General features: G+C 66.0%; 24 protein-coding genes. 9 read left to right on the top strand and 15 right to left on the bottom strand.

The annotated features are described in order from the left end of the window. The first annotated feature begins 3 nt into the window (after nucleotides 1-3). The 9 genes from dtd to corA all read left to right on the top strand — a co-directional run bounded on the left by dtd (nucleotide 4) and on the right by corA (nucleotide 8,595). Nucleotides 4-462: a D-aminoacyl-tRNA deacylase gene (dtd, locus tag VAE54_RS13825; RefSeq protein ID WP_322802561.1), complete on the top strand. Its 459-nt coding sequence runs from the start codon at nucleotides 4-6 to the stop codon at nucleotides 460-462. Between the two features lie 82 nt (nucleotides 463-544). Beyond that, complete coding sequence (gene murJ / locus VAE54_RS13820) at nucleotides 545-2,068, top strand: murein biosynthesis integral membrane protein MurJ (RefSeq protein ID WP_322802560.1); 1,524 nt, start codon at nucleotides 545-547, stop codon at nucleotides 2,066-2,068. Nucleotides 2,069-2,425: 357 nt separating this feature from the next. After that, on the top strand, nucleotides 2,426-3,508 hold the full coding sequence (locus VAE54_RS13815) for an inositol-3-phosphate synthase (RefSeq protein ID WP_322802559.1): 1,083 nt from the start codon (nucleotides 2,426-2,428) through the stop codon (nucleotides 3,506-3,508). Continuing rightward, complete coding sequence (locus VAE54_RS13810) at nucleotides 3,498-4,382, top strand: lysophospholipid acyltransferase family protein (protein ID WP_322802595.1); 885 nt, start codon at nucleotides 3,498-3,500, stop codon at nucleotides 4,380-4,382. The genes VAE54_RS13815 and VAE54_RS13810 overlap by 11 nt, the downstream gene beginning before the upstream one ends. Nucleotides 4,383-4,495: 113 nt before the next feature. Continuing rightward, nucleotides 4,496-5,650: a glycosyltransferase family 4 protein gene (locus VAE54_RS13805; RefSeq protein WP_322802558.1), complete on the top strand. Its 1,155-nt coding sequence runs from the start codon at nucleotides 4,496-4,498 to the stop codon at nucleotides 5,648-5,650. A gap of 84 nt (nucleotides 5,651-5,734) precedes the next feature. Continuing rightward, nucleotides 5,735-6,169: a KTSC domain-containing protein gene (locus VAE54_RS13800; RefSeq protein WP_322802557.1), complete on the top strand. Its 435-nt coding sequence runs from the start codon at nucleotides 5,735-5,737 to the stop codon at nucleotides 6,167-6,169. Between the two features lie 146 nt (nucleotides 6,170-6,315). Beyond that, nucleotides 6,316-6,441, top strand: coding sequence for a hypothetical protein (locus tag VAE54_RS13795; protein ID WP_322802556.1), 126 nt, complete (start codon nucleotides 6,316-6,318; stop codon nucleotides 6,439-6,441). 113 nt (nucleotides 6,442-6,554) lie between these two features. Continuing rightward, nucleotides 6,555-7,622 (top strand): low-specificity L-threonine aldolase, encoded by a 1,068-nt coding sequence (gene ltaE / locus VAE54_RS13790; RefSeq protein ID WP_322802555.1) that lies wholly within the window; start codon nucleotides 6,555-6,557, stop codon nucleotides 7,620-7,622. A gap of 10 nt (nucleotides 7,623-7,632) precedes the next feature. Further along, nucleotides 7,633-8,595 carry a magnesium/cobalt transporter CorA gene (gene corA / locus VAE54_RS13785; RefSeq protein WP_322802554.1) on the top strand — a complete coding sequence of 321 codons (963 nt, stop codon included), beginning with the start codon at nucleotides 7,633-7,635 and terminating at the stop codon, nucleotides 8,593-8,595. 38 nt (nucleotides 8,596-8,633) lie between these two features. On the opposite strand, the gene trpA is transcribed toward corA, so the two are convergent. The 15 genes from trpA to nuoG all read right to left on the bottom strand — a co-directional run bounded on the left by trpA (nucleotide 8,634) and on the right by nuoG (nucleotide 26,884). After that, nucleotides 8,634-9,440 (bottom strand): tryptophan synthase subunit alpha, encoded by an 807-nt coding sequence (trpA, locus tag VAE54_RS13780; RefSeq protein ID WP_322802553.1) that lies wholly within the window; start codon nucleotides 9,438-9,440, stop codon nucleotides 8,634-8,636. A 24-nt stretch (nucleotides 9,441-9,464) separates the two neighbouring features. After that, nucleotides 9,465-10,721, bottom strand: a complete 1,257-nt coding sequence (gene trpB / locus VAE54_RS13775) for a tryptophan synthase subunit beta (RefSeq protein WP_322802552.1) — start codon at nucleotides 10,719-10,721, stop codon at nucleotides 9,465-9,467. 121 nt (nucleotides 10,722-10,842) lie between these two features. Next, a complete protein-coding gene (locus VAE54_RS13770; RefSeq protein WP_322802551.1) occupies nucleotides 10,843-11,538 on the bottom strand; it encodes a phosphoribosylanthranilate isomerase in 696 nt (231 codons plus the stop codon). Continuing rightward, entirely contained in the window at nucleotides 11,526-12,407 is an 882-nt protein-coding gene (trpC, locus tag VAE54_RS13765; RefSeq protein ID WP_322802550.1) for an indole-3-glycerol phosphate synthase TrpC, read from the bottom strand. The genes VAE54_RS13770 and trpC overlap by 13 nt, the downstream gene beginning before the upstream one ends. A 1-nt stretch (nucleotide 12,408) precedes the next feature. Beyond that, on the bottom strand, nucleotides 12,409-13,434 hold the full coding sequence (gene trpD / locus VAE54_RS13760) for an anthranilate phosphoribosyltransferase (protein WP_322802549.1): 1,026 nt from the start codon (nucleotides 13,432-13,434) through the stop codon (nucleotides 12,409-12,411). 109 nt (nucleotides 13,435-13,543) lie between these two features. Then, a complete protein-coding gene (locus VAE54_RS13755) occupies nucleotides 13,544-14,173 on the bottom strand; it encodes an aminodeoxychorismate/anthranilate synthase component II (protein ID WP_322802548.1) in 630 nt (209 codons plus the stop codon). A 31-nt stretch (nucleotides 14,174-14,204) separates the two neighbouring features. Further along, complete coding sequence (trpE, locus tag VAE54_RS13750) at nucleotides 14,205-15,707, bottom strand: anthranilate synthase component I (RefSeq protein ID WP_322802547.1); 1,503 nt, start codon at nucleotides 15,705-15,707, stop codon at nucleotides 14,205-14,207. 1,039 nt (nucleotides 15,708-16,746) lie between these two features. Then, nucleotides 16,747-18,159 (bottom strand): NADH-quinone oxidoreductase subunit N, encoded by a 1,413-nt coding sequence (locus tag VAE54_RS13745; RefSeq protein WP_322802546.1) that lies wholly within the window; start codon nucleotides 18,157-18,159, stop codon nucleotides 16,747-16,749. A 63-nt stretch (nucleotides 18,160-18,222) separates the two neighbouring features. Continuing rightward, on the bottom strand, nucleotides 18,223-19,746 hold the full coding sequence (locus tag VAE54_RS13740; protein ID WP_322802545.1) for an NADH-quinone oxidoreductase subunit M: 1,524 nt from the start codon (nucleotides 19,744-19,746) through the stop codon (nucleotides 18,223-18,225). A 13-nt stretch (nucleotides 19,747-19,759) separates the two neighbouring features. Next, complete coding sequence (gene nuoL / locus VAE54_RS13735; protein ID WP_322802544.1) at nucleotides 19,760-21,685, bottom strand: NADH-quinone oxidoreductase subunit L; 1,926 nt, start codon at nucleotides 21,683-21,685, stop codon at nucleotides 19,760-19,762. 102 nt (nucleotides 21,686-21,787) lie between these two features. Continuing rightward, the gene (gene nuoK / locus VAE54_RS13730; protein ID WP_322802543.1) at nucleotides 21,788-22,090 is read right to left on the bottom strand and encodes an NADH-quinone oxidoreductase subunit NuoK; all 303 of its coding nucleotides are present in this window, start codon (nucleotides 22,088-22,090) and stop codon (nucleotides 21,788-21,790) included. Continuing rightward, complete coding sequence (locus tag VAE54_RS13725) at nucleotides 22,090-22,602, bottom strand: NADH-quinone oxidoreductase subunit J (protein WP_322802542.1); 513 nt, start codon at nucleotides 22,600-22,602, stop codon at nucleotides 22,090-22,092. Before VAE54_RS13725 ends, nuoK begins: the two co-directional genes overlap by 1 nt. Before the next feature lie 39 nt (nucleotides 22,603-22,641). Next, complete coding sequence (nuoI, locus tag VAE54_RS13720; protein ID WP_322802541.1) at nucleotides 22,642-23,166, bottom strand: NADH-quinone oxidoreductase subunit NuoI; 525 nt, start codon at nucleotides 23,164-23,166, stop codon at nucleotides 22,642-22,644. A 150-nt stretch (nucleotides 23,167-23,316) separates the two neighbouring features. Then, nucleotides 23,317-24,315 carry an NADH-quinone oxidoreductase subunit NuoH gene (gene nuoH / locus VAE54_RS13715; protein WP_322802540.1) on the bottom strand — a complete coding sequence of 333 codons (999 nt, stop codon included), beginning with the start codon at nucleotides 24,313-24,315 and terminating at the stop codon, nucleotides 23,317-23,319. Further along, complete coding sequence (gene nuoG / locus VAE54_RS13710) at nucleotides 24,296-26,884, bottom strand: NADH-quinone oxidoreductase subunit NuoG (RefSeq protein WP_322802539.1); 2,589 nt, start codon at nucleotides 26,882-26,884, stop codon at nucleotides 24,296-24,298. The genes nuoH and nuoG overlap by 20 nt, the downstream gene beginning before the upstream one ends. Between the last annotated feature and the right edge of the window lie 61 nt (nucleotides 26,885-26,945).

Raw genomic sequence — 26,945 nt, 5'->3', positions numbered from 1 at the left:
ACGATGCGCGTCCTGATCCAGCGGGTTCGCTATGGGGCCGTTCACGTGGGGGGAGAAACCGTGGCCCGCATCGGGCCCGGGGTGGTGTTGCTGGTGGGGGTTACCCATACGGACACCCCGGTGGAGGCGGACTGGCTGGCGAAGAAAGTGGCCCACCTTCGGATCTTCGAGGATGAAGCCGGAAAGATGAACCGCTCATTAAAAGAGGTGGGAGGAGAAGCCCTGGTGGTCTCTCAGTTCACGCTGTATGCGGATCCTTACGAGGGGCGGCGCCCCAGCTTGATCCATGCCGCCCCGCCCGAGCACGCCCGGCCTCTCATTGAACGCTTCGCCGAGTCCCTGCGGGCGGAAGGCATCCCGGTCCAGATGGGAGTTTTCGGGGCCCATATGCTGGTGGAGATCCACAATGACGGACCGGTCACCATCTGGCTGGAACGCTCCGCGGGCAGCCATCCGGGATGAACCCGTTCGGGGGCAGGACGAGGGGCTTCACCGCCCGTCCCATCCCCCGGAATGCCAGCCGCAAGGCGGGGGGAAGACATCGGTGAGCCCGCTTCGCACGATCGCCCGAGCTGCCACATTGTTGATGGCCGCGTATCTGGTCAACGGCCTGCTCGGCCTGCTCCGCCAGATCCTGATCTACGGGGCTTTCGGCACCAGCCCGGAGCTGGATGCGTATTGGGCTGCTTTTCGGATCCCCGACCTGTTGTTCACCTTAATGGCCGGGGGCGCGTTGATCTCCGCCTTCCTGCCGGTCTTCGCCACGCATCTGGCTCGAGGGGAGGAAACACCCGCCTGGCGGCTCGCCAGCGCAGTCCTGACCACGGTGGCCCTCGGGGTGGGAGGATCCTCCATCCTGGCCAGCCTGGCCGCTCCCTGGCTGGTGAAGCTTCTTCTGGCCCCCCAGGTTCCCCCTCCCCAGCAACAGCTCACGGCCTCCCTGATGCGGATTATGCTGATCACGCCCACCGTGTTTGGCATCAGCGGGATCCTGATGGGGATCCTCCAGGCCCATCAGCGGTTCCTCTGGACCGCCCTGGCCCCGATCATGTATAACCTGGGGATCATCGCGGGTGTCCTGTGTCTGGCGCCCCGGGGAGGCGTGCACGGGCTGGCCTGGGGGGTTGTCCTGGGGGCTTTTTTCCACCTCCTCATCCAGGCGCCGGGCTGGTGGCAGGTCCATGGACGTTACCAGCCTCGCCTGGGATGGCGCGACCCGGATGTCCGGGAGGTGATCGCCCTGATGATCCCCCGGATGCTGGGCCTGGCCGCGATCCAGGTCAACTTCCTGGTCAACACCCGCCTGGTCTCCGGCCTGGGCCCTGGATATCTGGCGGCTCTGAATCTCGCCTGGCAGCTGATGTTGCAACCCCAGATCGTGCTGGCGCAGGCGATGGCCACCGCCGCCTTCCCGACGCTCTCCACGCTGGCCGCTCGGGAAGAGCGCGGAGCGCTCCGCCGGACCCTGGGGGAGACCCTGGCGGTCCTGCTGGGGATCACTTTCCCGATCGCCGCGGGGATGATCCTGTTGCGCCGGCCCCTGATTGCGGTCCTCTTCCAGCGGGGGGCCTTCAGCGGGACCTCCACGGAATGGACTGCCCAGGCCCTCCAGTTTTATGCGATGGGCCTGCCGGCCCACGCCGGCGTGGAGTTGCTGGCCCGGGCATTCTATGCGCTCCATGACACCCGCACTCCGGTAGGGGTGGGGGTGGGCGCGATGGCGCTGAACATCGCCCTCAGCCTGGCCTGGATCGGCCCCCTGGGTCACGGCGGGGTCGCCCTGGCCAACACGGTGGCGACCACCCTGGAAGGGATCCTCCTGCTGGGGTTGCTGGCCCGGCGGCTGGAGGGATTGGACGCTGGACAATGGGGACGGACGGTGGGGCAGGCTGGCGTGGCCACGCTGGCCATGAGTCTGGCCCTGGGGCCGATGGTGCCGTGGGCGACCGATCACGGGTGGCCCGGGCTGTTGCTGGCCGTTCTGCTCGGCGCCGGGATCTATGGGCTGGCCCTTCAATGTGTGGGCGTTTCCTGGATCCGCTGGGCGATCCGCAGGATCCGGCCTTAACCATCCGCTCTGAGGCGAACCCGGGCGAACGCCTCACCGGCTGTGGCCGCACCGCCGCCGATGCTCACTCGCATTCCCGTCGACGAGATCGAGGTCATCCTCTCTCTGGATCCCCATGGCCCGAAGGGCCGCCGGGAGGAGAGGGAGAAAGCCCCGCCAGGGATCCGGATGGCCGGCGGCCCACGGACCGGGGCAGGCAACCCTATCCATAATAATGAATCAAAGCCCGAAACACCCAGGGGATGAGCCCGGCTGGCGCCATCGGGCATGGATCGCGAAGGCGGGACAGACATCCCCCCTCTGCGACCCCCGAGGTCCCGGAGGGAAGGAAAAACCATTCGGACAGGAGGTTCAACCGTGGCCGACCGCAAAGTCCGTGTCGCCATCATCGGCGTGGGGAACTGCGCTTCCGCCCTGGTGCAGGGCGTGTGGTATTACCGCGATGTCCCCGACGACGCCGTTGTCCCTGGCCTGATGCACGTGCGGCTGGGCCCCTATCACGTGCGGGACATCGAGTTCACGGCCGCCTTTGATATCGACGTAAACAAGGTCGGCAAGGACCTGGCCGAGGCCATCTTCACCCCGCCCAACAACACCCTGAAGTTCGCCGATGTCCCGAAACTGGGGGTGAAGGTTTACCGGGGCATGACCCATGATGGGATCGGCCGGTATCTCTCAGGCATCATCCGCAAGGCCCCCGGCCCTACGGACAACATCGTGCGGATCCTGAGGGATACGGGCACCGATGTGGTGGTGAATTTCCTCCCCGTGGGCAGCGAAGAGGCCACCAAATGGTATGTGGAACAGGTGCTGGATGCCGGTTGCGCTTTCGTGAACGGGATCCCGGTCTTCATCGCCCGAGAGCCCTACTGGCAGCAACGGTTCGAGGAGGCCGGCCTCCCCGTCATCGGGGACGATGTGAAATCCCAGGTGGGCGCCACGATCCTGCACCGGGTGCTCATGCAGTTGTTCATTGAGCGGGGCGTGAAAGTCGAGCGGACCTATCAGTTGAACTTCGGGGGGAACACAGATTTCCTAAACATGCTCGAGCGGGAGCGCCTGGAATCCAAGAAGATCTCCAAGACCAGCGCGGTGACCAGCCTGATCCCTTACGAGCTGCCGCCGGAGAACATCCATATCGGCCCCAGCGACTATGTGCCCTGGCTTCAGGACCGCAAGTGGTGCTACATTCGAATCGAGGGGACCACCTTCGGCGGGGCGCCGATCCACCTGGAGGCGAAGCTGGAGGTGTGGGACAGCCCGAATTCGGCCGGGGTGGTGATCGATGCGGTGCGCTGCGCGAAGATCGCTCTGGACCGGGGGCTGAAGGGCGCCCTGATCGGCCCCTCCGCCTACTTTATGAAGTCGCCGCCCCGGCAATTCCCGGATCACATCGCGCGGCAGATGGTGGAGGATTTCATTGCCGGACGTGGGGTCTGAAGCCCTCGCCTGGATGGTTTATGGACTTTTCCGGGGTCTCGGGGCGGTGGCCCAGGCGCTGCCGCCCCGAACCGCTCATGATCTGGCGATCCGCCTGGCGGACTTCTGGTATCCCCGCCTTCCCTCCGCCGCCGGGCTGCGGGACAACCTGGCCCATGTCCTGGGGGCTTCACCGGAGGATCCCACGGCCCACCAGGCGGCCCGGAAGGCCTTCCGGCTGCTCTGGCAAAATTATGTGGACCTCTTTCAAGCCCCTCGCCGCCATCCCTCCCGGTGGTTCCCCCACATCCAGATTGAAGGATGGGAATACCTGGAAGAGATCCAGAAAGCCGGAAGAGGAGCGATCGCCGTCAGCGCTCATTACGGCCACGTGGAATGGGGCCTGCAATTCCTGGGGGCCAGCGGGCTCCCGGCCCTGGCGGTTGCGGAGCCGGTGCGTCCTCCGGCCATGTTCCGGTATCTCTGCCGCCTGCGCAGCGCCTATGGGCTCCGACTGATCCCCGCCGATGGAGCGTTGCGGGAAGTATTCCGAACCCTGCAGCAGGGGGGGATCATCGCGCTGGCGATAGATCGGGATACCACGGGGAGCGGTCGGGTGTATTCTTTTTTAGGGGAACCCGCGTGGCTGCCCGACGGATACGCCGAACTGGCCATCCGCCGGGGGGTCCCGGTGCTCCCCGCCTTCGCCCGGCGGGAGGGAGCGGGGGTTCGCCTGCAGATCTGGCCCCCCCTTCACCCAGCCGGGAAGTCCGCGCAGGACCGGGAGGAGCTGGTCGCTCAGGTCCTGGACATCTTCGCCCGGGTCCTTCGGGAGGCCCCGGACCAGTGGGTGCTGACCACGCCGATCTGGAGGATCGCCTTCGGGCGCTCATGAGCAGTGGCGCTCCCATTCCGGGAGACAGGATGGCCTTAGAAGCCTTCAGGAGGAGGCCAGGGGCGTAACCCCCGAGCCTCAAAACCTTAAGGTCCGGCGAGGGCTTCTCACCGATGCGCATCGCCCTGGTATCCCCTTACGATTTCGCGGTGCCCGGTGGGGTGAACAATCACATCGCCCATCTGGCCCAGAGCCTGCAGCGCCTGGGCCATGAGGCCCATATCATTGCCCCCGCCTCGGACGGGCGAATCAGTGGGGACGGATTCATCAACGCCTCGGCCTCCGTGATTGCTTTTCCTTTCGCCGGCTCCATCGCCCGGATCACCCTCTCCCCACGCCTCTACCGCCGGATCAAAGCGATCCTTCAATCCGGCGCCTACGATGTGCTTCACCTCCACGAACCCCTGGCCCCGGCGCTCCCTCTCGCCGTGCTGCGGCACCGGGATCTGGTGCCGGAGGCCATCGCGGTGGGCACCTTTCATGCCTATCGGGAGGTCAGCCGGACTTATTACTACGGGAAACCGCTGCTGCGACGGTTTTTCAAACGGCTGGATGGATGCATCGCTGTCTCCGAGGCCGCCCGGCAATACCATATGCGCTACTTCCCAGCGGACTATGTGGTGATCCCTAATGGCATCGATTATGCGCGCTTTGCAGACCCGGCGCTCCGCCCCCCGGAACCGTTCGCGGACGGCCGTCCGACGATCCTCTTCGTGGGTCGGCTGGAGCGGCGCAAGGGGTTGCGGTATCTTCTAGAGGCCTTCGCCCGGGTGCAGGCCCGGTGCCCGGAGGCCCGCCTGCTGGTGGTGGGGGCCTTCGGACGGGCGGAGAAGGCCCCTTACGTCGCCCAGGCCTGGGCCCTGCGTCTGCGCAACGTCCGCTTCATCGGCTATGTCCCCGATGAGGAGCTGCCCCGTTATTATCGAGCGGCCACGGTGTTCTGCGCGCCCTCCATCGGCATGGAGAGCTTCGGCATCGTGCTCCTGGAGGCGATGGCTGCCGGCGTCCCGGTTGTGGCCACCGACATCCCGGGCTACAACGAGGTGGTCGAAAACGGCGTCCAGGGCTTTCTGGTCCCCCCGGAGGATCCGGAGGCGCTGGCGGACGCCCTCTTACAGGTGCTGCGGGATCCAGCCCTTCGCGTATCGATGGGGGAAGCGGGCCGCCGTCGGGCCCAACAGTATGACTGGGATGAGATCGCCCGCCGGGTGGTGGATTTTTACCGGGAAGTGCAGGAGAAGGTGCGACGCGGGATCAGGGGCGTGTGAGCGCTTTCAAGAAAAGCGGCCAGGCCAGCCTTCGAAAGAGACCGGCCGTGTAGCTCCTGAACCATGAAAAGGCAGGAGGGTTGGATGGAAACCTGGGGATGGGTGGAATACGATCCGGAAACCGATGCCCTGCGCTTGCGCTGGAAGGGGATGCCTGAGGGATCCATCCGAATGGAGATCCGGGGGGAGGAAGGAGTGCTCACCATCGCCCCGCTGCGGAAATGGCGTCCGCTTCTGGAAGCTATAGGGCTCTCCCCGGAGGCGAAGCATCTCCCCTCGGGATGGATCGGCGTGGATTCCAGTATGATCAGCGCGGTTCGTTACGACGCGGAGCGGGGCATCCTGGAGGTCGCCTTCAACAAAGGCGTGTATCTCTATTTCGGGGTCCCTCGGGAGGTCTTCGAGGAACTCCTGCGGGCGGACTCGAAGGGGCGCTATATGCGCCAGCACATCATCGATCGCTATCCGTGGATCCGAAAGAGCCGGCTGCGTCTTTCCGCCACCCCCCCTCCCGATTAGCCCTCTTTTCCTGCGACGGCCCTCCGCCATAAACTGGGAACAGAGGCGGCAAGGGGGCAGCCTCGCGGCCTCATGCCTTTTAACCGGGTGGCCGACGCACGTCTGTCGTTCTCCAGCCTGCTCGATCGCGCGACCGGAGAGCGGCTATGGAAATCACGCCAGGCGCAATCCTCGAGGCCCCCTGCTGGGATGAGCCGGTGCGGGCGCCGACCGATCGAGGGATCGGCAGCTATCTGCAGCTGCGGGAGGTGAATTGTGGTGAATCTCTGTAAAATCCATGCCATCGGCAGGGGAAGGATCAACGAGGTTGGGAGTCGGAGGCCATCTTCGAGGGCTGCCCGGCCCTCTGCATCCGGATGAGGCGATCCGTTCCCGGAGCCCTGCGATGCTGAACGGTTGGATCGATTTACGCAGCGATACCGTCACCCATCCCACACCGGCCATGCGGGAGGCCATGGCCCGGGCGGAGGTGGGGGATGATGTGTTCGAGGAGGATCCCACGGTGCGGCGCCTGGAGGAAGCCGCCGCCGAACGGATGGGGAAGGAGGCCGCTCTCTTTGTGGCCAGCGGCACCATGGCCAACCTGGTCTCCCTCCTCACCCACTGCGGCCGGGGGGATGAGGTGATCGTGGGCGACCAGGCCCACACTTTCCTCTCCGAGGTCGGGGGGATGGCCGCCCTGGGGGGCATTCATCCCCGCCCGATCCCCAACCAGCCCGACGGCACCCTGCGCCTGGAAGACATCGAGGCGGCCATCCGGACAGAGGATGTGCATCATCCCCGCACGCGGCTGATCGCCCTGGAGAACACCCACAACCGATGCATGGGCGCCGCGCTGACGCCGGAATATATGGCCCGGGTCCGCGCCCTGGCCGATCGCCACGGCCTGACGGTGCACGTGGATGGCGCGCGGATCTTCAACGCCGCTGTCGCCCTGGGCGTCCCCGCGGTGGAACTGGCCCGCCATGCGGACACCGTGACGTTTTGCCTCAGCAAGGGGCTGTGCGCCCCTGTGGGCTCCCTGATCTGCGGCCCCCGGGATTTCATCCGGGAAGCCCGTCGGATCCGCAAAATGGTTGGAGGAGGGATGCGACAGGCCGGCGTGCTCGCCGCCGCCGGGCTGGTGGCCCTGGAGACGATGGTGGATCGGCTGGCCGAGGACCACCGGCGGGCCCGATGGTTCGCCGAGGGACTGGCGGAGATCCCCGGGATCCGGATCGAGGCCCATCGGGTGCAAACCAACATCGTGATCTTCGAGCTGGACCCCCGTCTTCCGCTGGCGGATGAGGCGTTCCTGAGCGCGCTGGCGGACCATCGGGTTCGGATCCTGCGCTGGGGCCCCCGGCGCTTCCGGGCGGTGACCCATTACTGGATCGACGACACCGATATCGGTCGTGCGCTGCAGGCTATCGCGGAAGTGATCGGCAACGCATCCCGGCGTATATCGGTGTAGCGGCACCCCCATGGCGATCGCCTTCCTCTGGCCAGGTCCCCAGCGAATGGATCCGGTGACGCTGGAATCGCTCCGGGGAGCCATCGCGCGGGCTGATGGATTCCTGTGGCTCGATCTCTGCCCGCCGGCGGAGACCGATCGGCAGCTGCTCCGGGAGGCGCTGGGTTTCCATCCGCTGGCGCTGGAGGATGCCTTCCGGGCCCGGGAGCGGCCAAAGCTGGATGTTTACCCGGATCATTATTTCGTGGTCTTCTATGCGGTGGACTACGATCCGAACAAGGGGCTGATGCTCCGGCCGGTTCATCTCTTCATCGGCCCCCGCTACCTGGTCACGGTGCGCCCGCAACGGATCCCCGAGGTAGAGGCGATTATGGCCCGCTGGGGTGATCCAGAATTCCCCCACCCCATCGCCTCTGGGAGCCTCGTTTACGATCTCCTGGACGCCATCGTGGATCGCTACTTCCCGGTCCTGGATCGGATCGCGGAGGAAGTGGAGGCGATTGAGGAGCGATTGTTCGCGGGATCCGATAGGCGCCTGGTCGAGGCGGTTTTCCAGATGCGGAAAGCGCTGCTGGAGTTACGCCGCGTGGTGGCCCCGGAACGGGAGGTGATCAACCTCCTGCTCCGACAGGAGCGACCGATCTTCCGGCCGGAGGACATGGCCTATTTTCAGGATCTATATGACCGTCTGGTGCGATTGACGGAGAGCATCGATCTGTATCGGGATATGCTCTCCGGCGCTCTGGAGAGCTATCTCTCCATTCAGTCCAACCGGCTGAACGAGATCGTGAAAGTCCTGACCATCGCCTCGATCATCCTGATGGCGAACGCCCTGATCGCCGGGATCTACGGGATGAACTTCCGGTATATGCCGGAGCTGGAATGGCCATGGGGATATCCGATGGCGCTCCTCATGATGGCCGGGGTCAGCGCAGGGCTGGCCTTCTTTTTCCGGCGGCGGGGATGGCTGTGAGATGGAAAGCGGCACCGAGGTGCCGCACTCCAAAAAGTTCAGAGAGGCCCGGCGGCTTCCCGGAGCGCCCGTGCGAAAGTTCGGAGGGCTTCCGGAGCGAAGCCGGAAGCCTCCGCATGCTGGATGAGCGCACTGCCGACAACCAACCCATCGGCCTCCGGGGCCAGCGCCCGGACATGCTCCGGTCGGGAGATCCCGAAGCCCAGGGCGACCGGCACGCCGTCCGCAGCCCGGCGAGCCCGTCGCAGATGAGCGACCACATCGACCGGCAAACGATCCCGCGCCCCCGTGATCCCCGTCACGGAAACCAGATAGAGGAAGCCCGTGGCGGTCGCCGCGATCCGGGCCAGCCGCTCATCCGGCGTGGTGGGCGCCGCCAGGGGCACCCAGGCCAGACCCGCCGCGCCGGCCGCGACCTGGAGCTCCTCCGCCTCCTCAAGGGGGAGATCCGGCACGATCAGCCCGTGGATCCCCGCCTGAGCCGCCTCCGTCAGGAAACGTGGGATCCCCCAAGCCATGACCGGGTTGATATAGGTCATCAGGCACAGGGGCCGCTGGACTCCCATGGCCCGCAGCCGGGCGGCCGCCTCCAGGATGTGAGGGGTGCGCACCCCGCGCTCCAGGGCGCGCTGTGTGGCCCGCTGGATCACCGGGCCATCGGCCAGGGGGTCGGAGAACGGCAGGCCCAGCTCGATGAGATCGGCACCGGCGTCCGCCAGAGCAGCCACGATCCGAATCGAGGCCTCAAGGTCCGGGTAGCCCACCGGCCAGTAAAAGATCAGCGCCGGACGTCCCTGCGCCCGGGCCCGGCGGAACGCTTCCCGCACCGCTTCGATTCCGTTCATGTCCGTCCCTCCCCTTTGCGGGCTTCACCCCGAGCGTCCGGGCTTCCCCATCACCTCCCCATTTCCCAGCGCCCCCGCCACCGTCTCCAGGTCCTTATCCCCCCGCCCGGAGAGGTTCACCAGGATCCAGCGGCCCGGCCGCGCCCGGGCGAGGCGCATGGCCTCCGCCACCGCGTGGGCGGATTCCAGGGCGGGGAGGATCCCCTCCAGCCGCGCCAGCGCCTGAAAGGCGTCCAGCGCCTCCGCATCGGTGACCGCCGTGTAACGGACCCGATTTCGATCCCGCAACCAGGCATGCTCTGGGCCGACCGCCGGGTAATCCAGGCCGGCGGAGATCGAGTGGGTATCCAGGATCTGCCCCCACGGATCCTGCAACACGTAGGTGCGAGCTCCGTGGAGAACCCCCACGCGGCCCCGGTCGCCGTCGGCGAAGCGGGCGGCATGGCGGCCCGTGGGGATCCCCTCGCCGCCCGCTTCCACCCCCACCAGCTCCACCGGATCCTCGAGGAAAGCGGCGAAGAGGCCGATGGCGTTGCTCCCCCCGCCCACGCATGCCACCGCCACATCGGGCAGCCGCCCGAACTGATTCAGCATCTGCGCACGGGCTTCGACGCCGATCACCGATTGAAAGGTGCGGACGATCAGGGGATACGGATGGGGCCCCGTGGCGGAGCCCAGCAGATAATGGGTGATGTGCACGTTGGTCACCCAGTCCCGGATGGCTTCGTTGATGGCATCCTTCAGCGTCCGCGAACCGACATCCACCGGGCGCACCTCCGCGCCGAGCAATTGCATCCGGAACACGTTCGGCCGCTGGCGGGCCATATCGGCTGTTCCCATGTAGATCACGCACTCCAGGCCGAGGAGGGCACAGGCCGTGGCTGTGGCCACTCCGTGCTGGCCTGCCCCGGTCTCCGCCACCACCCGCCGCTTGCCCAGGCGCTTCGCCAGCAGGGCCTGGCCCAGGGCGTTGTTGATCTTATGAGCCCCTGTGTGCGCCAGATCCTCCCGTTTGAGGAAGATCCGCGCGCCCACGGCCTCGCCGAGCCGTCGGGCCTCCGTCAGGGGCGTGGGCCGGCCGACATAGGTGCGCAGAAGGCCTTCAAACTCCCTCTGGAACTCCGGATCCTCCACGGCCTCGCGGAATGCCAACTCCAGTTCCTCAAGGGCAGGAATCAGAGTCTCCGGAACATATCGTCCGCCGTAAGGCCCGAAATAACCCCGGCGCTCCTGAACAGGGGGAGGAACCCATGGAATCCGCACGCTTGCTGCGACAGCCATCCGCCCTCACCTCCGCGCTGGATTAAGTTAAGTTAAGTAAGGAACCCGGCTTGGATCTGCGCGGTCTGGACCGGAGGAGGTCGGATCGCTCCCCCACGTCCCGATCGGGCAGTCCGCCGCCTCATTCCGCAAAGCGTGATCCGCCATCGGGGAGCACCTCCTGAAAGGCCTTGCGGGCGCGGGCGACAAAGGCTCCCACTTTCTCCGGATCCTTCCGCCCGGGTTCCCGTTCCACGCCGGATGATACATCCACTCCCCACGGGCGGACCTGGACAATCGCGTCCACGACATTCTCGGGGGTCAGCCCCCCGCTGAGGAGCAACCGATGGGTCCGCGCCCATGCCGCCGCGACCGCCCAGTCCGCCCGCTGACCGGTTCCCCCATACGCGGTCGGATGCCAGGCGTCCACCCCCAGCGTCGGCCCGTCGGGCAGCCGGCTCCGGTAACGTTCCGGATCCGGGAGATCCATCGGGATCCCATCGGAAGATCGGATCCGCAGGCGCAGGACCTTATACGCGCGATCGGCCAGGGCGGCCACGATCTCCGGGGTCTCCTCCCCATGGAGCTGGGCCCAATCCAGACCGATGCGCGCCATCAGCCATCGCACCCGGGAGATCGGTTCGTTGACGAACACCCCCACCAGCCGGATATGGGGAGCTTCGCGGCGGACAACCGCGGCGATCGCAGCCGCCCGCTCGGGAGGGATGAAGCGGGGGCTTTTCGGATACAGCACGAAGCCCAGGGCATCCGCCCCCGCCTCGATCGCCATCCGCGCATCCTCCAGACCGGTGATCCCGCAGATCTTCACAAACCCCATCCGTGGCTCCCTCGGTTCGCAGGACAACGGCTTGCGGAGGAAGGCAAGGGCGCGCTTCCCCCTTCGATCAGCCATCGAACACGCCGGGCCACCGCTTCGAAATCGAAACCGTTCGGACTCACGCCCGCCTCCACCAGCGCTTCCCCGATCAGCACGGCATCGTAGCCCAGGGCAGCCATCTCCCGCACATCCTCCGGGGACCGCAGCCCGCTCTCGGCAACGGTCCGGACCTCGGAGGGGATCCGGGGGCGCAACCGGGCGGATACGGTTCGATCCACCTGAAGGGTGCGCAGATCGCGATGATTGATCCCGACCACCCGGGCCCCGGCTTTCAGAGCCTGTTCCAGCTCCTCCTCCCGATGGACTTCCACGAGGGCCGTCATCCCCAGGGACGCCGACAGCGCGATCAGATCGATCAGCTGCGCAGGCTCCAGTGCGGCCACGATCAGGAGCACCGCATCCGCCCCCGCTGCCCGGGCCTCATACACGTGATAGGGGTCCAGGGTGAAGTCCTTGCGCAGAATGGGAACTTCAGAGAACGCCCGACGGATCGCCTGCAGGTGGGCCAGTTCCCCGTGGAAGAACCGCGGGTCCGTGAGCACCGAGAGGGCCGAAGCCCCGGCCTGGATGTAAACCCGGGCCAGGGCCACCGGATCAACGGTGGGGGCAATAGGTCCCCGCGAGGGAGAGGCCCGCTTGATCTCCGCGATCAGCGCCGGTCGATCCCCGCGCCGGAGGAGGACCGCGGCGAAATCCCGGGCGGGCGGGGCCGCTTCCGCCTCCGCCCGCACGGTCGCCAGCGGCCGCCTCCGCATCCGCTCGGCCAGTTCCTCTCGCTTCCAGGCCAGGATCCTTTCCAGCTCGGACATCTCAATGCTCCAATGCGAGCCTTCGCGTATATGCGACATATTCCTCCAGAACCGCCAGAGCCCTTCCGCTCACCAGCGCCTGCTCCGCCCGCGCCAGGCCTTCGCGGATATCCTCGACCTGATCCGCGGCCCGCAAGGCGAAGGCAGCGTTGAGCAGGACCGCGATGCGGAGCGGCCCGTTCTCCTGGCCCTGGAACAGGGCCCGCAACCGCCGGGCGTTCTCCTCCGGAGTGGCCCCGCGGAGGGCCTCCAGAGGCGCTCGAGGGATCCCATAATCCGCGGGATCGAAGATCCAGGTGCGGACCTGCCCGTTGGCATATTCTGCCACCCGGGTGGGGCCGGAGGGCGTCACCTCATCGACGTTGCCCACGCCGCAGATCACCAAGGCATGCCGGCTCCCCAGGGCGCCCAGCACCTCCGCCAGGGGCTCCAGCAGGTGAGGATCGAACACGCCCATCACCTGGTAAGGCACCTCCGCCGGATTGCACAGCGGCCCCAGGATGTTGAAGATGGTTCGGACGCCGATCTCCCGACGGGGGCCGATGGCGTGCTTCATCGCCGGGTGAAAGGCGGGAGCAAACAGGAAGGCGAATCCGATTTCCTGCAACGCCCGGGCCGCATGCTGCGGGGTCAGGGTCAGCTCGGCGCCCAGAGCCGCCAGGAGATCCGCGCTGCCGCTGGGGCTGGAGACCGCGCGATTACCGTGTTTGGCCACCGGCACACCGGCCCCCGCCACCACAAAAGCGGCGGCGGTGGAGAGGTTGAAAGTCCGGGCGCCATCTCCCCCTGTGCCACACGTATCGACCGCAAGGCCTTCATAGGGCACCCGCTGCATCGCCCGGCGCATCGCCTGGGCGCATCCGACGATCTCGGGGATCGTCTCTCCCTTCATCCGCAAGGCGATCAGGAACGCGCCGATCTGGGCCGGGGTGGCTTCCCCAGTCATGATCGCTTCCATCGCCGCCTGGGCTTCCTCCGCCGTCAGGTTCTCCTGTTTGACCAGCTTGGCAATCGCCTCCCGGATCATCTTCCACCTCCCCAGCGAACCCGATGTTTGGCGGAACTGCGATCGGCATCCGGCCGCTTCGGGGCTTCGTCGGATCGCTCACGGCCCAATCCCCCCTACGGTTGTCGGATCAGGCCGCACCATCCCTGCGATCCCTGTAAGGGACATCGCCGTATCCCCCAATGGCGAGGAAATTCCGTAACAGGCGCAATCCCTCGGGCATGAGGACGGACTCCGGATGGAACTGCACACCGAATGTGGGATGCGTGCGATGCCGGAGAGCCATGATCTCCCCCTCCGGCGTGCGAGCGGCCACCTCCAGGGCCTCGGGGAGCGGCTCTGCGACCAGCAAGGAATGATAACGGCCGGCCATAAAGGGGTTCGGGAGCCCGGCGAAGAGATCCCGCCCATCGTGCAGGATCGGCGAAGCCTTGCCGTGCATCAACCTCCCGGCGCGGACCACCTGTCCGCCAAAGGCAACGGCGATCGCTTGATGTCCCAGACAAACCCCCAGGATGGGGACCCGGCCGCTCAGGGCGCGGATCACCGGTATCGTCACGCCCGCATCCTCCGGGCGCCCCGGACCCGGTGAGATCACGATCGCAGAAGGGCGCAGCTCGGCCACCTCCTCGACATCCATCGCATCGTTCCGGATCACCCGGAGCGGCATGTCCGCACGCCCGATTTCCAGAAGCAACTGGCCCAGGATCTGAACCAGGTTATAGGTGAACGAATCATAGTTATCGATGACCAGGAGCATTTCCTCCTCCTTTCTCTGCCGATCCACCTGTTCACAGTTCCTCGACGGAGGATCGCTCCGTCCTCCCGTCCTTTGGCTCATGGGCCTCGTCGACAGCTCGTTGCATCGCCCGCGCCTTGTTTCGGGTTTCCTCCTCCTCCCGTTCGGGGATCGAATCGGCCACGATCCCGGCCCCCGCCTGCACGATCGCCGTGTCCCCCTGCACCATCACGGTGCGGATGGTGATGCACCAGTCGGCGTTCCCCCGGGGGTCGAAATACCCCACGCCGCCGGCGTAAGGCCCTCGCGCGGCTCCCTCCAGCTCCGCGATGATCTCCATCGCCCGCACCTTGGGAGCCCCCGAGACGGTTCCCGCAGGGAAGGCGGCGGCCAGGGCATCGAAGGCATCGCAATCGGAGCGCAACCGCCCGCGGACCGTGGACACCAGGTGCATCACGTGGGAATAGCGCTCCACGGCCATGAACTCCTCCACCCGCACCGTTCCGTAAGCGCAGACCCGCCCGAGATCGTTGCGGCCGAGATCCACCAGCATCACGTGCTCCGCCTGCTCCTTGGGGTCCGCCCGGAGCTCAGCTTCCAGTCGCTGATCCTCCTCCACGGTTCGACCCCGGGGGCGCGTTCCGGCGATCGGGCGGATCGTCGCCTCGCCCTCCTCCACCCGCACGAGCATCTCCGGCGATGCGCCGATCAACGTCAGATCCTCGCCGTTCCGTCCCAGGCCCGGAAGGTGGAGGAAAAACAAGTAAGGGGAAGGGTTCAGGCGGCGCAACGCCCGGTAGATGGCGAAGGGCGAGACCCCGATCGGCCGACTCCAGCGCCGGGCCAGGACGATCTGAAAGGCATCTCCCGCAGCGATGTATTCCTTCGCTGCCCGCACCATCGCGCCGAAGCGCTCCGCGTCCGTGTGCGCCTGCCAGGAAGCCACCTCGTTCCCTGAACGAGGGCGCGCGGAATCCGGCTGGGGAGGATCCTCCAGGCGTCGCTGAAGCTCTGTCAGGCGATCTTCGGCCTGTCGCTCCTCCCCGGGCTTCACCAGGCTGAAGAGCGAGAGGGTCTGGGTCACGTGGTCGAAGACCAGCAAGGTTTCCACCTGCATCAGGACGGCGTCCGGGAAGGCCAGGTCCATGCGGGGCGTCCGGGGCGCTCGATCGAAGAAGGCGGCCATCTCATACCCCAGGTAACCGGCCAGCCCGCCGATGAAGCGGGGCCATGGTTGTGCGTCGCGCTCCGGGGCCATATCGGCCAGGGCCTCCCGCCAGACAGCGAAGGGATGGATCCGGCGCAGATCATAGACGCGAGCCCCCTGCGTCCCGATCTCCTCCATCCGATCCCCATCCACCCGATAGATCACTCGGGGCATGAGGCCGATGAACGAATATCGGGCCAGGTAAGCGCCGCCCTCCACGCTCTCGAACAGAAAAGATGGCCCCTGCGGACGAAGCGCCTGATACAGGCGGATGGGCGTCCACAGATCGGCAGGCATCGTCCAGCGGATCACCCGCATGGAGCCCCTGAAAGCGCCTTCTTTCGACATGCGACCCCCCTGAGAAGGCAAAGCCGATCGATCCGTCTCCTTCTCCCCACCGGACCTATAAAAAAAGCGCCCGTCCCTCACGGAGGGACGGGCGCCGTTGTGGCCCCGTGGTGCCACCCTCATGAGGCGGGTCAACGTCCCGATTCTGGAAACAGAACACCCCCGTCCGTGAGACGAGGGTGCAGACGCTGGCCAGCCTCACTCTTTCGCGGGGACAGGATGGCTTCCCATCCGATCCCCTCCGCCCAGATAACGGTGGCGACTCCGGCCAGGACTACTGCGGGCGGGGTCCGCCCGGTTCGTCCGGCGACTCCCGGGCCCATTCAGCCCCGGCGTGCGCAGCGGGCTCCCACCTTCCCCCGCCTCTCTGGGCGCCGGCCCGAGGCCTACTCCTCCCGTTCACCGTCTTTCGAAACCGTCCATTTTGCGTATAACTATAGGCCTTTCCCTCCAACTTGTCAATAGGGGGGCGTGCCTGTGGGCAGAGGCGAAGGGGTGAACGGGCCGGCGCCCCCGGGCCGAATCCGATCATCAAACCCTCCCGGCGTGGGCACAGGAGTCATCCCCGCCTCCTCCCAGGCGAATTCCCCCAAGGGGCTCCGGCGTCCACCCCGGACCCCCCAGTTCAGAGCGATAGGCGTCCGGAGAGGGGAGGAGAAGCCAGCCGGTGAAGCGGGCGCTCCAGAACGTGCCCTGAAGGCCAGGGACCGGCTGGTTGGGGGCCGCGTGGGTGTCGAAGGCGAGGATGTCCCACGTTGTGGTGATGATAGGGGACGGAGTGAAGGTCTGCGCCGTTTCAGCGTTCGAAACACCTCAATGGCGGCCTCGGTTTCCCTCTTGCCCATCCCGCGGGCAACGCGCAGGCGCATCCTCGGCTCGATCATCGTCGCCCGCCAGAACGTTCCCTTTTCCTCGGCTTCGGAGTCGCCTTTTTTCACCCTGGTGGCCGACGTAAGACCAGAGGGTGTCCCGTTGCCCCTGATCCAGATGATCTCCTTCCTGGTCCTCCGGGAGGGATCTGCAGCGGCAGCGCGCGTTTTCATAACGAAAGCCCGCCGAGCATCAGCCACAGAACGCCCAGCAGAAGGGTTCCTACCCCGGCGAGGGAAACGGAGAGGCGGACCCAGGGATAGGGCCTCGGAAGGCACGCCGGCTCCTCTGGACCCATCCACATCGCGACCACCACGCGCAGATAGAAATACGCGGAGATCACGGTTGTGACAACGCCCACGATCACCAGGGCGATCCATCCGGCCTGCCAGGCCGCCGCGAACAGCAGGAGCTTGGCGAAGAAACCCGCAGTGGGAGGCACCCCGATGAGGGACAGCATGAAGAGGGCCATCGCCGTTCCCATCCCCGGCGACCTCCGGGCGACCCCTGCATAGGCTCGGAAGGATTGATCTTCCCCTTCGGGGCCGACCATTCCCACCGCCACCGCGAAGGCCCCCATGGTGGCCAGGGTGTAAGCCAGAAGATAGAACATCACGCCAGGCACGGCCAGGCCCGGATCTCCCAATAACCCCATGAGCAGATAGCCCGCATGAGCGATGCTGGAGTATGCCATCATCCGCTTGAAGTTCGACTGCATCAGAGCGACCCCGTTGCCCACCAGCATGGTCGCTGCAGCCATCAGGGCCACCGGGCCACTCCACAGGGCCACGGCAGGCCCCAGCCCGACCAGGAACACCCGGATCAGGGCCGCCACAGCGGCGGTCTTGGTGGCCGCTGCCATAAAGCCGGTGACCGGCGTCGGGGCCCCCTCATAGACATCCGGGGTCCAGAGATGGAAGGGCACCGCGGCCACCTTGAATCCCAGGGCCACCAGCAACATGGCGCCGCCGATCCAGACCAGCGGTTGCGCCCCCGGATCCGGGCGCTTCCACCAGGCCGCCAGGTCCCTCAGATTGGTCAGGCCCGTCCCGGCGAAGATCAACGCGATTCCGAACACCAGGAACGCCGAGGCAAAGGCGCCCAGCAGAAAATACTTGAGGGCCGCCTCCTCGGATTCCAGCTGGGGGCGGGCGAAGCCGGCCAGCACATACAAGGGGAAGGAGAGCCACTCCAGAGCGAGGAATATGATCAGCAGATCCGCAGCCACAGCCATCAGCAGCATCCCGGCAGCGGCCAGCAGGAGAAACACATAATACTCTCCCCGCTCGATCCCCCGATCCGCCAGATAATGCCGCGAGAGCAGGATGGCAAGCCCGGTGCCGATCAGGATGGTCAGGCTCAACCAGAAGGCCTTGGGATCCCAGTGCACCATCCGATACAGGCCCTCAACCTCCCCGCGGCCGGCCAGCGCGGCGACAACCCCCAGCGTTAGCGCGGTGATCCCCAGCGCCCCCCAGGCCATTCCAGCGGCCGATCCCGGACGCCGGAACGCCTCGACGAGCAACAATCCCAGCGCGCCTGCAGTCAAAACCAGCGTCGGCAGCAACGGCCATCCTGTCATCCGCTCATGTTCTCCCGATTGATTTTAGGGTGCACCCAACACGAAAGCGGGATCGTTGCAGGGTTAACGCGCGGCGAGCGCCGCCTGGGCAAAGGCCTCCATGCCCTGCCGGATCGAAGCCTGCATCGCGGCGAAGAACGGCATGGGATAGAGGCCGATCAGCAAGATCAGGGCCAGCAACGGCGCCATGATCGCCAGCTCCCGGCCGCTCAGATCCGGCAATCCCCGCCACCGGTCCGGCAACGGGCCATGGAGCACGCGCATCAGCATCGTCAGAATGTAAATCGCCGCCAGCACGACCCCCAGGGCCGCTGCCGCCGTCAACCCGCGGGCAGCCGGGCCCAGCGCTCCGGATCCAAAGGCCCCCAGCAGGATCAGGAACTCCCCCACGAAGCCGTTCAACCCGGGCAATCCCATTGAGGAGAGCCCTACCACGATGAGGATGCCTCCATATATCGGGAGGACCTTCCACAACCCGCCCAGCTCCCGGAAATCCCGGGTGTGGGTCCGCTCATACAGCATCCCTACCAGCAGGAACAACCCACCGGTGCTCAGGCCGTGGTTGACCATCTGGAGGAGCGCCGCCTGCACACCGAGCGGGTTCAGCGCCGAGAGCCCCAGCATGACAAATCCCATATGAGAGACGCTGGAGAAGGCCACCAGGCGCTTGAAATCGTCCTGGGCATAAGAAGCCAGCGCCCCATACAGGATCGCCACCACGGCGAGGAGAGCCACAGGGACAGCCAGCTCCTGAGCGGCCACCGGGAACAGCGAGAAGTTGAACCGCAGGAACCCATAAGCTCCCATCTTCAACAGGAGGGCGGCCAGGATCACGGAGCCCGCCGTCGGGGCCTCCACGTGGGCATCCGGCAGCCATGAATGGAAAGGCCACATCGGCACCTTGATGGCGAAGGCCAGCCCGAAGGCCAGAAACAACCAGCGCTGGGCGGCCGGGGAGAGCAGCGGGCTCAAATGCGAGGCCATCCACACCGGATCGAAGGTCCCTGTCCCTGTGAGCGGGCGCGAGAGGAGCCACATGGCCACAATCGCCACCAACATGAACACAGACCCGGCCATCGTATACAGGAAGAACTTGATCGCCGCGTAGATCCGTCGTGGGCCGCCCCAGATCCCAATCAGCAGGGTCATGGGGACCAGGGTGAATTCCCAGAAGATATAAAACAGCAGGAGATCCAGGGCGAGGAACACCCCCAGCACCCCCGTCTCCAGCAACAGCATCAGCGCCATGTATTCCTTCACCCGCTCCTCGATGGCCCACGAGGCCATCAGGGCAAGGGGGAAGATCAGCGCGGTGAGCAGCACCAGCCACAGGCTGATCCCATCCACCCCCACCCGATAAGCCGCCCCGATGGATGGCGCCCAGTCCCAGTGATGAACGAACTGGGGGCCAGGTTGGGCCGGGTCGAACCCGGATAGAAGCCCCAGCCCCAGGGCCAGGACTCCCAGGCTGGTTCCCAGGGCAACCCAGCGGATGGTCCCCACACGCTCCCGAGGGACTCCCAGGATCACGAAGGCCCCGATGAGGGGCAGGAGCAGCATCCACGTCAAGATGGGGAAGCTCGCCATCGGTTCCGGCTCCTTATCGCAACGCCCAGAGAATGTAGAACACCAGAAGAACCGCGCCGATCAGCACCGATAGGCCATACTGGCGCACGTAGCCGCTGCTCCAGCGGCGCACCCTTCCGGCCGCCGATTGCACCAGGCGGGCCAGGCCGTTGACCGCCCCGTCGATCCCACGCGGCTCCACCACCTCCGCTACCCACCTCGCCACCCTTTCGAAAGAACGAACGAAGAGGAAATCATAGAGCTCATCGACATAGAGCTTCCGGTTCAACGCCGGGAAGAAACCCCGAAGCACAGGGCGCAATGGGTCCTCCACTCCCTCCGGCCATGCCGGAGGACGGTAAATCGCCCACGCCGCTCCGATCCCGGCCAGGGCGATCAGGGTGCCCAACAGCGCCGGTTCCGGATGGAAAACCGGTGGATGCTCAGGCTCCAGCCAGGCGCTGAGGGCCCCGAACCCCGGGGCATTGATCCAGCCAGCCACCACGGAGAAGAAAGCGAAAATCGCCAGGGGCACGGTCATCACCGACGGGCTCTCGTGGGCATGAGCGGCCGCATGGCTTCGGGGGGCGCCCGCGAAAACCATGGCCACCTGGCGGGTCATATAGAACGCCGTAAGGAAAGCAGCCGCCAGCAGCAGCCCATAGGCGAACGTCGCCCATCCCCCTATGCCCCTCAGGGAGACCAGGATCTCATCCTTGCTCCAGAACCCGGCCAGCGGAGGGAGCCCCGCCAGCGCCGCCGCCCCGATCCCATACGTCCAGAAGGTGAGGGGCATCCGTCGGGCCAATCCCCCCATCCGGCGCATGTCATTGGGATCAAAGGGCGAGGACCCGCCATGATGGCGATGAGCATGCTCCAGGGCATGGATGACGGAGCCTGCCCCCAGGAAGAGCAGGGCTTTAAAGAAGGCGTGAGTGCCCAGATGGAAGATCGCGGCCCCGACGGCTCCGGCTCCGGCGGCCGCCACCATGTAGCCCAGCTGGGAGATCGTGGAGAAGGCCAGCACCCGCTTGATGTCGAACTGGCCGATGGCGATCAGGGCGGCCCACAACGCCGTCACCGCACCCATCAACGTCACCACCCCCTGGATGAGGGGTGCCGCCGCGAAAAGGGGATGGGCACGGGCGATCAGGTAAACCCCTGCCGTGACCATGGTCGCTGCATGGATCAGCGCGGAGACCGGCGTGGGGCCGGCCATCGCATCAGGCAGCCAGACGTAGAGCGGGATCTGGGCGCTTTTGCCCGTCACCCCCGCAAACAGAAGCAGGGCGATGAGAGCGATCACCCCCTTCTCCACCGCCCCATGTTCCGCCGCCTCAAAAATCGGCCCATAGCGGAACGTGCCGAAGGTCCAGAAGAGCAGCAACAGGCCCAGGGTGAAGCCGAAATCCCCGATGCGGTTCACAATGAAGGCTTTGCGGCCTGCCCAGGCGTTATAGGGGACCTCGAACCAGAAGCCGATCAGGAGATAGGAGCAGAGCCCCACCAGCTCCCAGCCCACGAAAAGAACGAGGAAGTTGTCGGCCAGGACCAGGAGGAGCATGGAGGCCAGGAACAGGTTCAGGAACATGAAGAAGCGACGGATATGGGGATCGCCCGCCATGTAGCCGATGGAGTAAACGTGGATCAGCGTCCCCACCAGGGTGACGATCAGCGCCATGGCCGTGGAGAGGGGATCGATCCGTAATCCCACCTCCGCCGTCAGTGGGGGAACGATCGCCCAGCGGTAGAGGCGGACTTCCACCAGCCGGGCCTCCGGCGGACGGGCCAGCAGGGCCGCGAAGACCAGAACCGACATCCCGAAGGACGCCGCCGCGGCCATCGAGGCCACCACCCCCACCGTCCGCTCCCGGGTCTGACCCGTGGAAACCAGGTTGATCAGAAATCCGAGCAATGGAAAAGCGATGATCAGCCAGGACCATGCGAACAGGGCTTCCATTCCGGGCTCCTCACGGCTGGTTCGATCTCCAAAGAGTCAAGCAGGGCACCGCCGGCGTCCTGCCCAAACTTTCCAGGAAATATCCTCCAGGCTCAGGCCGTCTCAGCCTCGCAAGCTGCTGAGCTCATCCACGTTCGTGGTCTTCTTGGTGCGGAAGATGGCGACCATCAGGGCGAGGCCCACCGCCACTTCCGCGGCGGCCACGGTTAATACAAAAAAGACCGTGAGCTGTCCTTCCAGGAGGCCACGGTAGCGGGAGGCGGCCACGAAGGCCAGGCCCGCCGCGTTCAACATCAGCTCCACGCACATAAAAACGATCAACGCGTTCCGGCGAATTAGAAAACCGACAGCGCCGATCCCGAAGAGGATGGCGCTGAGGGCCAGATAATGGGTCAATGTGACCATCATTTCCCCTCCGATCGGGAATCCCGGGCCAGCACCACTACGCCTACCATGGCGATGAGCAGGAGGATCGACGTGATTTCGAAAGGAAGCACATAGGTCGTGAGCAGCCGCTCGCCGATGGTTGCGGGATCCCCCAAGGGGGCCGGAAGGCTCCCAGCGGGCGCCAGGCCTGCCGGCGTCTGGAGAAAAGCGAACAGCGCCCCTCCGATCAGCGCGGCTCCCAGACCCCCCGCCAGCGGGGCCTGCCAGCGGAGGCCGGTCGTCCCCCCCACCCGCTCCGCCCCCAGCATCATGATTACGAACAGGAAAAGCACCATCACCGCCCCGGCGTAAACGGCGATCTGAACCATCGCCACAAAGGGGGCGCCCAGCAGAAGATAGAAAACCGCCACCACCACCAGGTTCAGCACCAGGAACAGCGCGCTGTGCACCGCGTTCCGGGTGATCACCATCGCCAGGGCCGTGGCGATGGCGATCCCGGCCAGCAGATAAAATATGACCAGCTCGCCCAAGAGGACCTCCGATCTGGAGTTTGCAGGCAGCTGCTGACCCTAAACCGGCTCGTTCACCAGCCCCTCCTCCCAGATGGAGCGGGTGCGCAGGGCCGGATCCGTGGTCCGCTGGGGGGTGCCCGGCACGCCCGGCGGGGGCGGCACCAGCAGCTGCGCCTTGGTGACGATAAAGGACTCCCGCGTATAGCCTGCCGGCGGGATCTTATCGGTCAGGACGATCGCGTTGGTCGGACAGGCGTCCTCACAGTAGCCGCAGAAGATGCAACGCAACAGGTTGATCTCGTAGACCTTCGCGTACCGCTCGCCCGGGGAGTAACGTTCCTCATCCGTGTTCTCCCCCGCCTCCACGTAAATGGCGTCCGCCGGGCAGGCGGCGGCGCACAGGGCGCACCCGATGCAGCGTTCCAGCCCATTGCTGTAGCGACGCAGCTCGTGCACCCCCTTGAAGCGCACCCGCAGGGGCCGCTTCACTTCCGGGTAGGGATACGTCACCGGGCCTCGCAGGTTGGTCTGGATGAATTCCTGAAAGGTCGTCCACAATCCCCGGAACAATTCCGTGACCATCGGATCACCTCGCTCCCAGCGCGAGAGGTTTTGGAAAAGGATTTACGCTGTTCAGCTCCTACCCGGGAGGCGGAATCGCCTCTCTCCGCGAACCGATCGGCACCCCCCTCGGTGAGCAAGCCGCAGGGGCCTGTCCCGACCTCAGCGATCTCAGGCCGTTAAGGCCACCACCACCGCGGTCCCCATCACATTCGCCAGAGAGAGCGGCAACAGCACCTTCCATCCCAGGGCCATCAGCTGATCATACCGGATCCGGGGGAGCGTGGCCCGGATCCAGATCATCAAGAAGATGAGAAGGGCGACCTTCAGGGTGAAGTAAACCACCCCCAGGGCGGGATACTGGTCCACAAAGGGGCCCAGGTATCCGCCCAGAAAGAAGGTGGTCATCAGGGCACTGAAGCCGATCATTTTCACGTATTCGGCCATGAAGAAGAGGGCGAACTTCATGCTGCTGTATTCTGTCAGATACCCGGCTGTCAGCTCCTGTTCCGCTTCCACCAGATCGAAGGGCGCCCGTTTGATCTCAGCCAGCCCGGTGATGAAGAAGATGATCGCCGCCAGCGGCTGGAGGAAGAGCAACCACCCGTTGCGCTGCGCTTCCACGATCCCGCTCACCTGGAGAGTCCCCGTGGTCAGCACCACGCTCACGATCGCCAGCCCCATCGCCAGCTCGTAGCTGATCATCTGGGCCGAGGCCCGGATGCCTCCCAGCAGCGCGTATTTATTGTTCGAGGCCCATCCGGCCAGGGTGATCCCATACACGCTGATCGACGTGACGGCTACAATATAGAGAACCCCCACGTTAACATCCGTCAACTGGAGACGGGTCCGATGCCCCAACAGGGTCAGCTCCGGGCCGAAGGGGATCACGGCGAAAATCAGGATGGCGGGGATCAGGGTGATCAGCGGCGCCAGCACAAAGAGGATGCGATCAGCATATGCCGGGATGAAATCCTCTTTGAAGCACAGCTTCACCGCATCGGCCAGCGGCTGGAGCAACCCGTAAGGGCCCGCCCGGTTCGGCCCGATCCGGGCCTGGAAATCGGCCACCAGCTTGCGCTCCGCCAGGGTGAGATAGGCGAAGCCGGTCAGCAGCAGCAGAACCAGGATCGTGCTCTTGATGACCGCCTCAACGAGGAAGGGCACCATCCCCAACCTCCACCCGGAACTCCACCGGAAGGGCCTGCACGGCGCCGGCGCGAGGGGCCAGGCTCGCCGGAAGCAGGATGACCTGGGGCGGAACAGCCGGGTCCACCTCCACCGGCAGACGGAGCATCCGGCTGTTCGCCTGGATTATGGCCATCCGGCCCGCCTCCAGCTGTAACCGCCGGGCGGTCTCCGGATGCATGCGCGCCATCCACGGAACCACCCAGCTCCGCAAATGGGGCGTGCGGGCGATCAGCGTTCCCTCGTGATAGAGCCGGCGGGTCGGAACCGCCAGCATCACCTCTTCAGAGGGGACCTCAAGGGCCTTCCAGAACAGCGGCCATCGGGCCTCGGGGTCCTCCGCTTCCGACGCCCAGGCACGGCCCAGCCCGGCCGTGTTCGGCCGGGCCGTTCCACCGAAGTAGAGATCCCGCGCGGTGCCTACCGGCGGCCACTGCGGCCGGGTCCAGGCCAGCGCCCCATAATCCATCCCGGCATAGCGCGGGATCGTCCGCGCGATCTCATCCATGACCGCTTCGGGGGAGAGATACCGCCATCGCTGGCCCAGGCGGAGGGCCAGGGCGACGAAGATCTCCCAGTCCCCCCGGGCCTCGCCAACCGCTGGGATCGCCTTATAGAACCGCTGCACCCGACGGTCCCCACTGGTGAACGTGCCGTCCCGCTCCGCCCATGACTGGGCCGGCAACACCACGTCGGCCATCCGGGCGGTTTCTGTGAGGAAGAGATCCTGGACCACCAGGAAACCCGTCCGCGGCATCACTCGTCCATCCCCCACCGGATCCGCCCCGACCACATAAAGGGCCGGGACCTCCTCCGGGAGCGGGCGGACGCCGATGAAATCGAGGGCTCCCTGCGTGTTGGCGTGGGGCCAGAGGGGAAGCAGGCCGTTGTTCGGACGGCCCACATGGCCGGTGAGGGCGAGCACGTTCGCTGCCATTCCCGCGAACGCCTCGCCATCCATCACGCCTTCCCGGCCGAATATGAAAACCACCTCCCGGGCCTCGGCGATCGCCCGGGCGAACGCCTTCAGCGGCTCCACCGGGACCCCCGTCCGATCGCTGATCTCGTCCAGCGGGTAATCCGCTACGGCCTTCCTTAGGGCCTCCAGGCCCTCCAATCGGGGAAGAGCCTCAGGGGCCACCCGGTTCTCCTCCAGCAACACCTGCAACACCCCGACCAGGACCAGGACTTCCGTCCCGAAGCGGTATCGGAGGATCGGATCCGCATAACGTTCGGCCTTCTGGGGCTTGCCCCCCGCCACGATCAGCCGGGCGCCCCGGCGCACCGCCCCCCGGACGCGCAGGAACCAGACCGGAGCCTCCTCCTCCAGATCGCCCGCCATCACCACGATCAGGCTCCCCGGCCCCATCCGTCCGAAGTCCGTGCCGACCCCCACCCCGTAACGGGCGACCCACTCCCCTCCGAAGACCGGGGGATCCATAGTCACCCAGGGGGATCCCAGGGCCTCCTCGAACAATTTGCGAAACAAGTAAAGATCCTCGTTGGGAAGACGATCCCCGATGATGCCGGCGGCCCGAGATCCGGCCTGCCGCATGGCCTCCGCCACGCGATCCAGCGCCTCCTCCCAGGAAACCGGGACCAGCTCACCGTCCCGCCGGATCAGGGGCTGCCGGAGGCGATCTTCCGCCGTGGCGAAGTGATGCACAAAGCGCCCCTTATCGCAGATCCAGATCTCATTGACCTCCTCATGCTGGCGCGGCATCACCCGCAGGATATCCCATCCACCCTTGCGGGCCGAGGGCCGTATGTCCAGGGTGATGTTGCAGCCCACCGGGCAGTGGGGGCAGATGCTAGGGATCGGCGTCATCTCCCAGGGCCGGGCCCGGAATCGGAAATCCGTGGTGGTCAGGGCGCCCACCGGACAGATATCCGTGGTGTTACCGGAGAAGTAACTGGCGAAGGGCGGATCGGAGAAGGTGATGATCTCCATGCCCCGCCCGCGATCGGAGAACCCCAGCACCGGATCATCAGCGATCTCCTCCTGGAAACGGATACAGCGGCCGCAGAGGATACACCGCTCCCGATCCAGGATGATGAGATCCCCCAGGGGGACCCGCTTCTCCTGGTGCATCTTATCCCAGTAGTCGAAGCGGGATTCGGCGGGGCCATAGCGCATCGTGAGATTCTGGAGGGGGCATTCCCCGCCCTTGTCGCAGATCGGGCAATCCAGAGGATGGCTGGTCAGCAGGAACTCCAGGACCGCCCGCTGGGCCTCCCGAACCTGGAGGGTGTTCGTCCGCACCACCATGCCCTCGGCGACCCGGGTGGTGCAGGCGGTCTGAAGGCGGGGCATCCAGCGCACCACCGGCCGTCCCTCCTCATCCCGGAGGGGCTGCCGGGTGTTCGGATCCACCTGGATCGTCCCCACCTCCACCAGACACATCCGGCACATCCCGGCCGGCTCGAGCTTGGGATGGTAACAGAACACCGGGATATCGATCCCGGCCTGCTTGGCCGCGTCCACCACCAGCATGCCGGCCGGCACCTCGATGGAGCGATCATCGATCAGGATCCGCACCGTTCCTGCCATTCCTCACTCCTCATCGTGAGTTCAGGGCGGAGAGACGCGGTGTCGCCGCTCCCTAACCCCT

Source organism: Thermoflexus sp. (genome assembly GCF_034432235.1).
GTDB lineage: Bacteria > Chloroflexota > Anaerolineae > Thermoflexales > Thermoflexaceae > Thermoflexus.
This window is presented reverse-complemented; position numbering and strand designations above follow the sequence as displayed.

What these genes read in the sequence shown, in the direction of transcription:
- dtd (WP_322802561.1), top strand. Translation starts at nt 4, where the DNA reads ATGCGCGTCCTGATCCAGCGGGTTCGCTATGGGGCCGTTCACGTGGGG.
- VAE54_RS13805 (WP_322802558.1), top strand. Translation starts at nt 4,496, where the DNA reads ATGCGCATCGCCCTGGTATCCCCTTACGATTTCGCGGTGCCCGGTGGG.
- VAE54_RS13800 (WP_322802557.1), top strand. Translation starts at nt 5,735, where the DNA reads ATGGAAACCTGGGGATGGGTGGAATACGATCCGGAAACCGATGCCCTG.
- VAE54_RS13795 (WP_322802556.1), top strand. Translation starts at nt 6,316, where the DNA reads ATGGAAATCACGCCAGGCGCAATCCTCGAGGCCCCCTGCTGGGATGAG.
- ltaE (WP_322802555.1), top strand. Translation starts at nt 6,555, where the DNA reads ATGCTGAACGGTTGGATCGATTTACGCAGCGATACCGTCACCCATCCC.
- corA (WP_322802554.1), top strand. Translation starts at nt 7,633, where the DNA reads ATGGCGATCGCCTTCCTCTGGCCAGGTCCCCAGCGAATGGATCCGGTG.
- trpA (WP_322802553.1), bottom strand. Translation starts at nt 9,440, where the DNA reads ATGAACGGAATCGAAGCGGTGCGGGAAGCGTTCCGCCGGGCCCGGGCG.
- trpB (WP_322802552.1), bottom strand. Translation starts at nt 10,721, where the DNA reads ATGGCTGTCGCAGCAAGCGTGCGGATTCCATGGGTTCCTCCCCCTGTT.
- VAE54_RS13770 (WP_322802551.1), bottom strand. Translation starts at nt 11,538, where the DNA reads ATGGGGTTTGTGAAGATCTGCGGGATCACCGGTCTGGAGGATGCGCGG.
- trpC (WP_322802550.1), bottom strand. Translation starts at nt 12,407, where the DNA reads ATGTCCGAGCTGGAAAGGATCCTGGCCTGGAAGCGAGAGGAACTGGCC.
- trpD (WP_322802549.1), bottom strand. Translation starts at nt 13,434, where the DNA reads ATGATCCGGGAGGCGATTGCCAAGCTGGTCAAACAGGAGAACCTGACG.
- VAE54_RS13755 (WP_322802548.1), bottom strand. Translation starts at nt 14,173, where the DNA reads ATGCTCCTGGTCATCGATAACTATGATTCGTTCACCTATAACCTGGTT.
- trpE (WP_322802547.1), bottom strand. Translation starts at nt 15,707, where the DNA reads ATGTCGAAAGAAGGCGCTTTCAGGGGCTCCATGCGGGTGATCCGCTGG.
- VAE54_RS13745 (WP_322802546.1), bottom strand. Translation starts at nt 18,159, where the DNA reads ATGACAGGATGGCCGTTGCTGCCGACGCTGGTTTTGACTGCAGGCGCG.
- VAE54_RS13740 (WP_322802545.1), bottom strand. Translation starts at nt 19,746, where the DNA reads ATGGCGAGCTTCCCCATCTTGACGTGGATGCTGCTCCTGCCCCTCATC.
- nuoL (WP_322802544.1), bottom strand. Translation starts at nt 21,685, where the DNA reads ATGGAAGCCCTGTTCGCATGGTCCTGGCTGATCATCGCTTTTCCATTG.
- nuoK (WP_322802543.1), bottom strand. Translation starts at nt 22,090, where the DNA reads ATGGTCACATTGACCCATTATCTGGCCCTCAGCGCCATCCTCTTCGGG.
- nuoI (WP_322802541.1), bottom strand. Translation starts at nt 23,166, where the DNA reads ATGGTCACGGAATTGTTCCGGGGATTGTGGACGACCTTTCAGGAATTC.
- nuoH (WP_322802540.1), bottom strand. Translation starts at nt 24,315, where the DNA reads ATGGTGCCCTTCCTCGTTGAGGCGGTCATCAAGAGCACGATCCTGGTT.
- nuoG (WP_322802539.1), bottom strand. Translation starts at nt 26,884, where the DNA reads ATGGCAGGAACGGTGCGGATCCTGATCGATGATCGCTCCATCGAGGTG.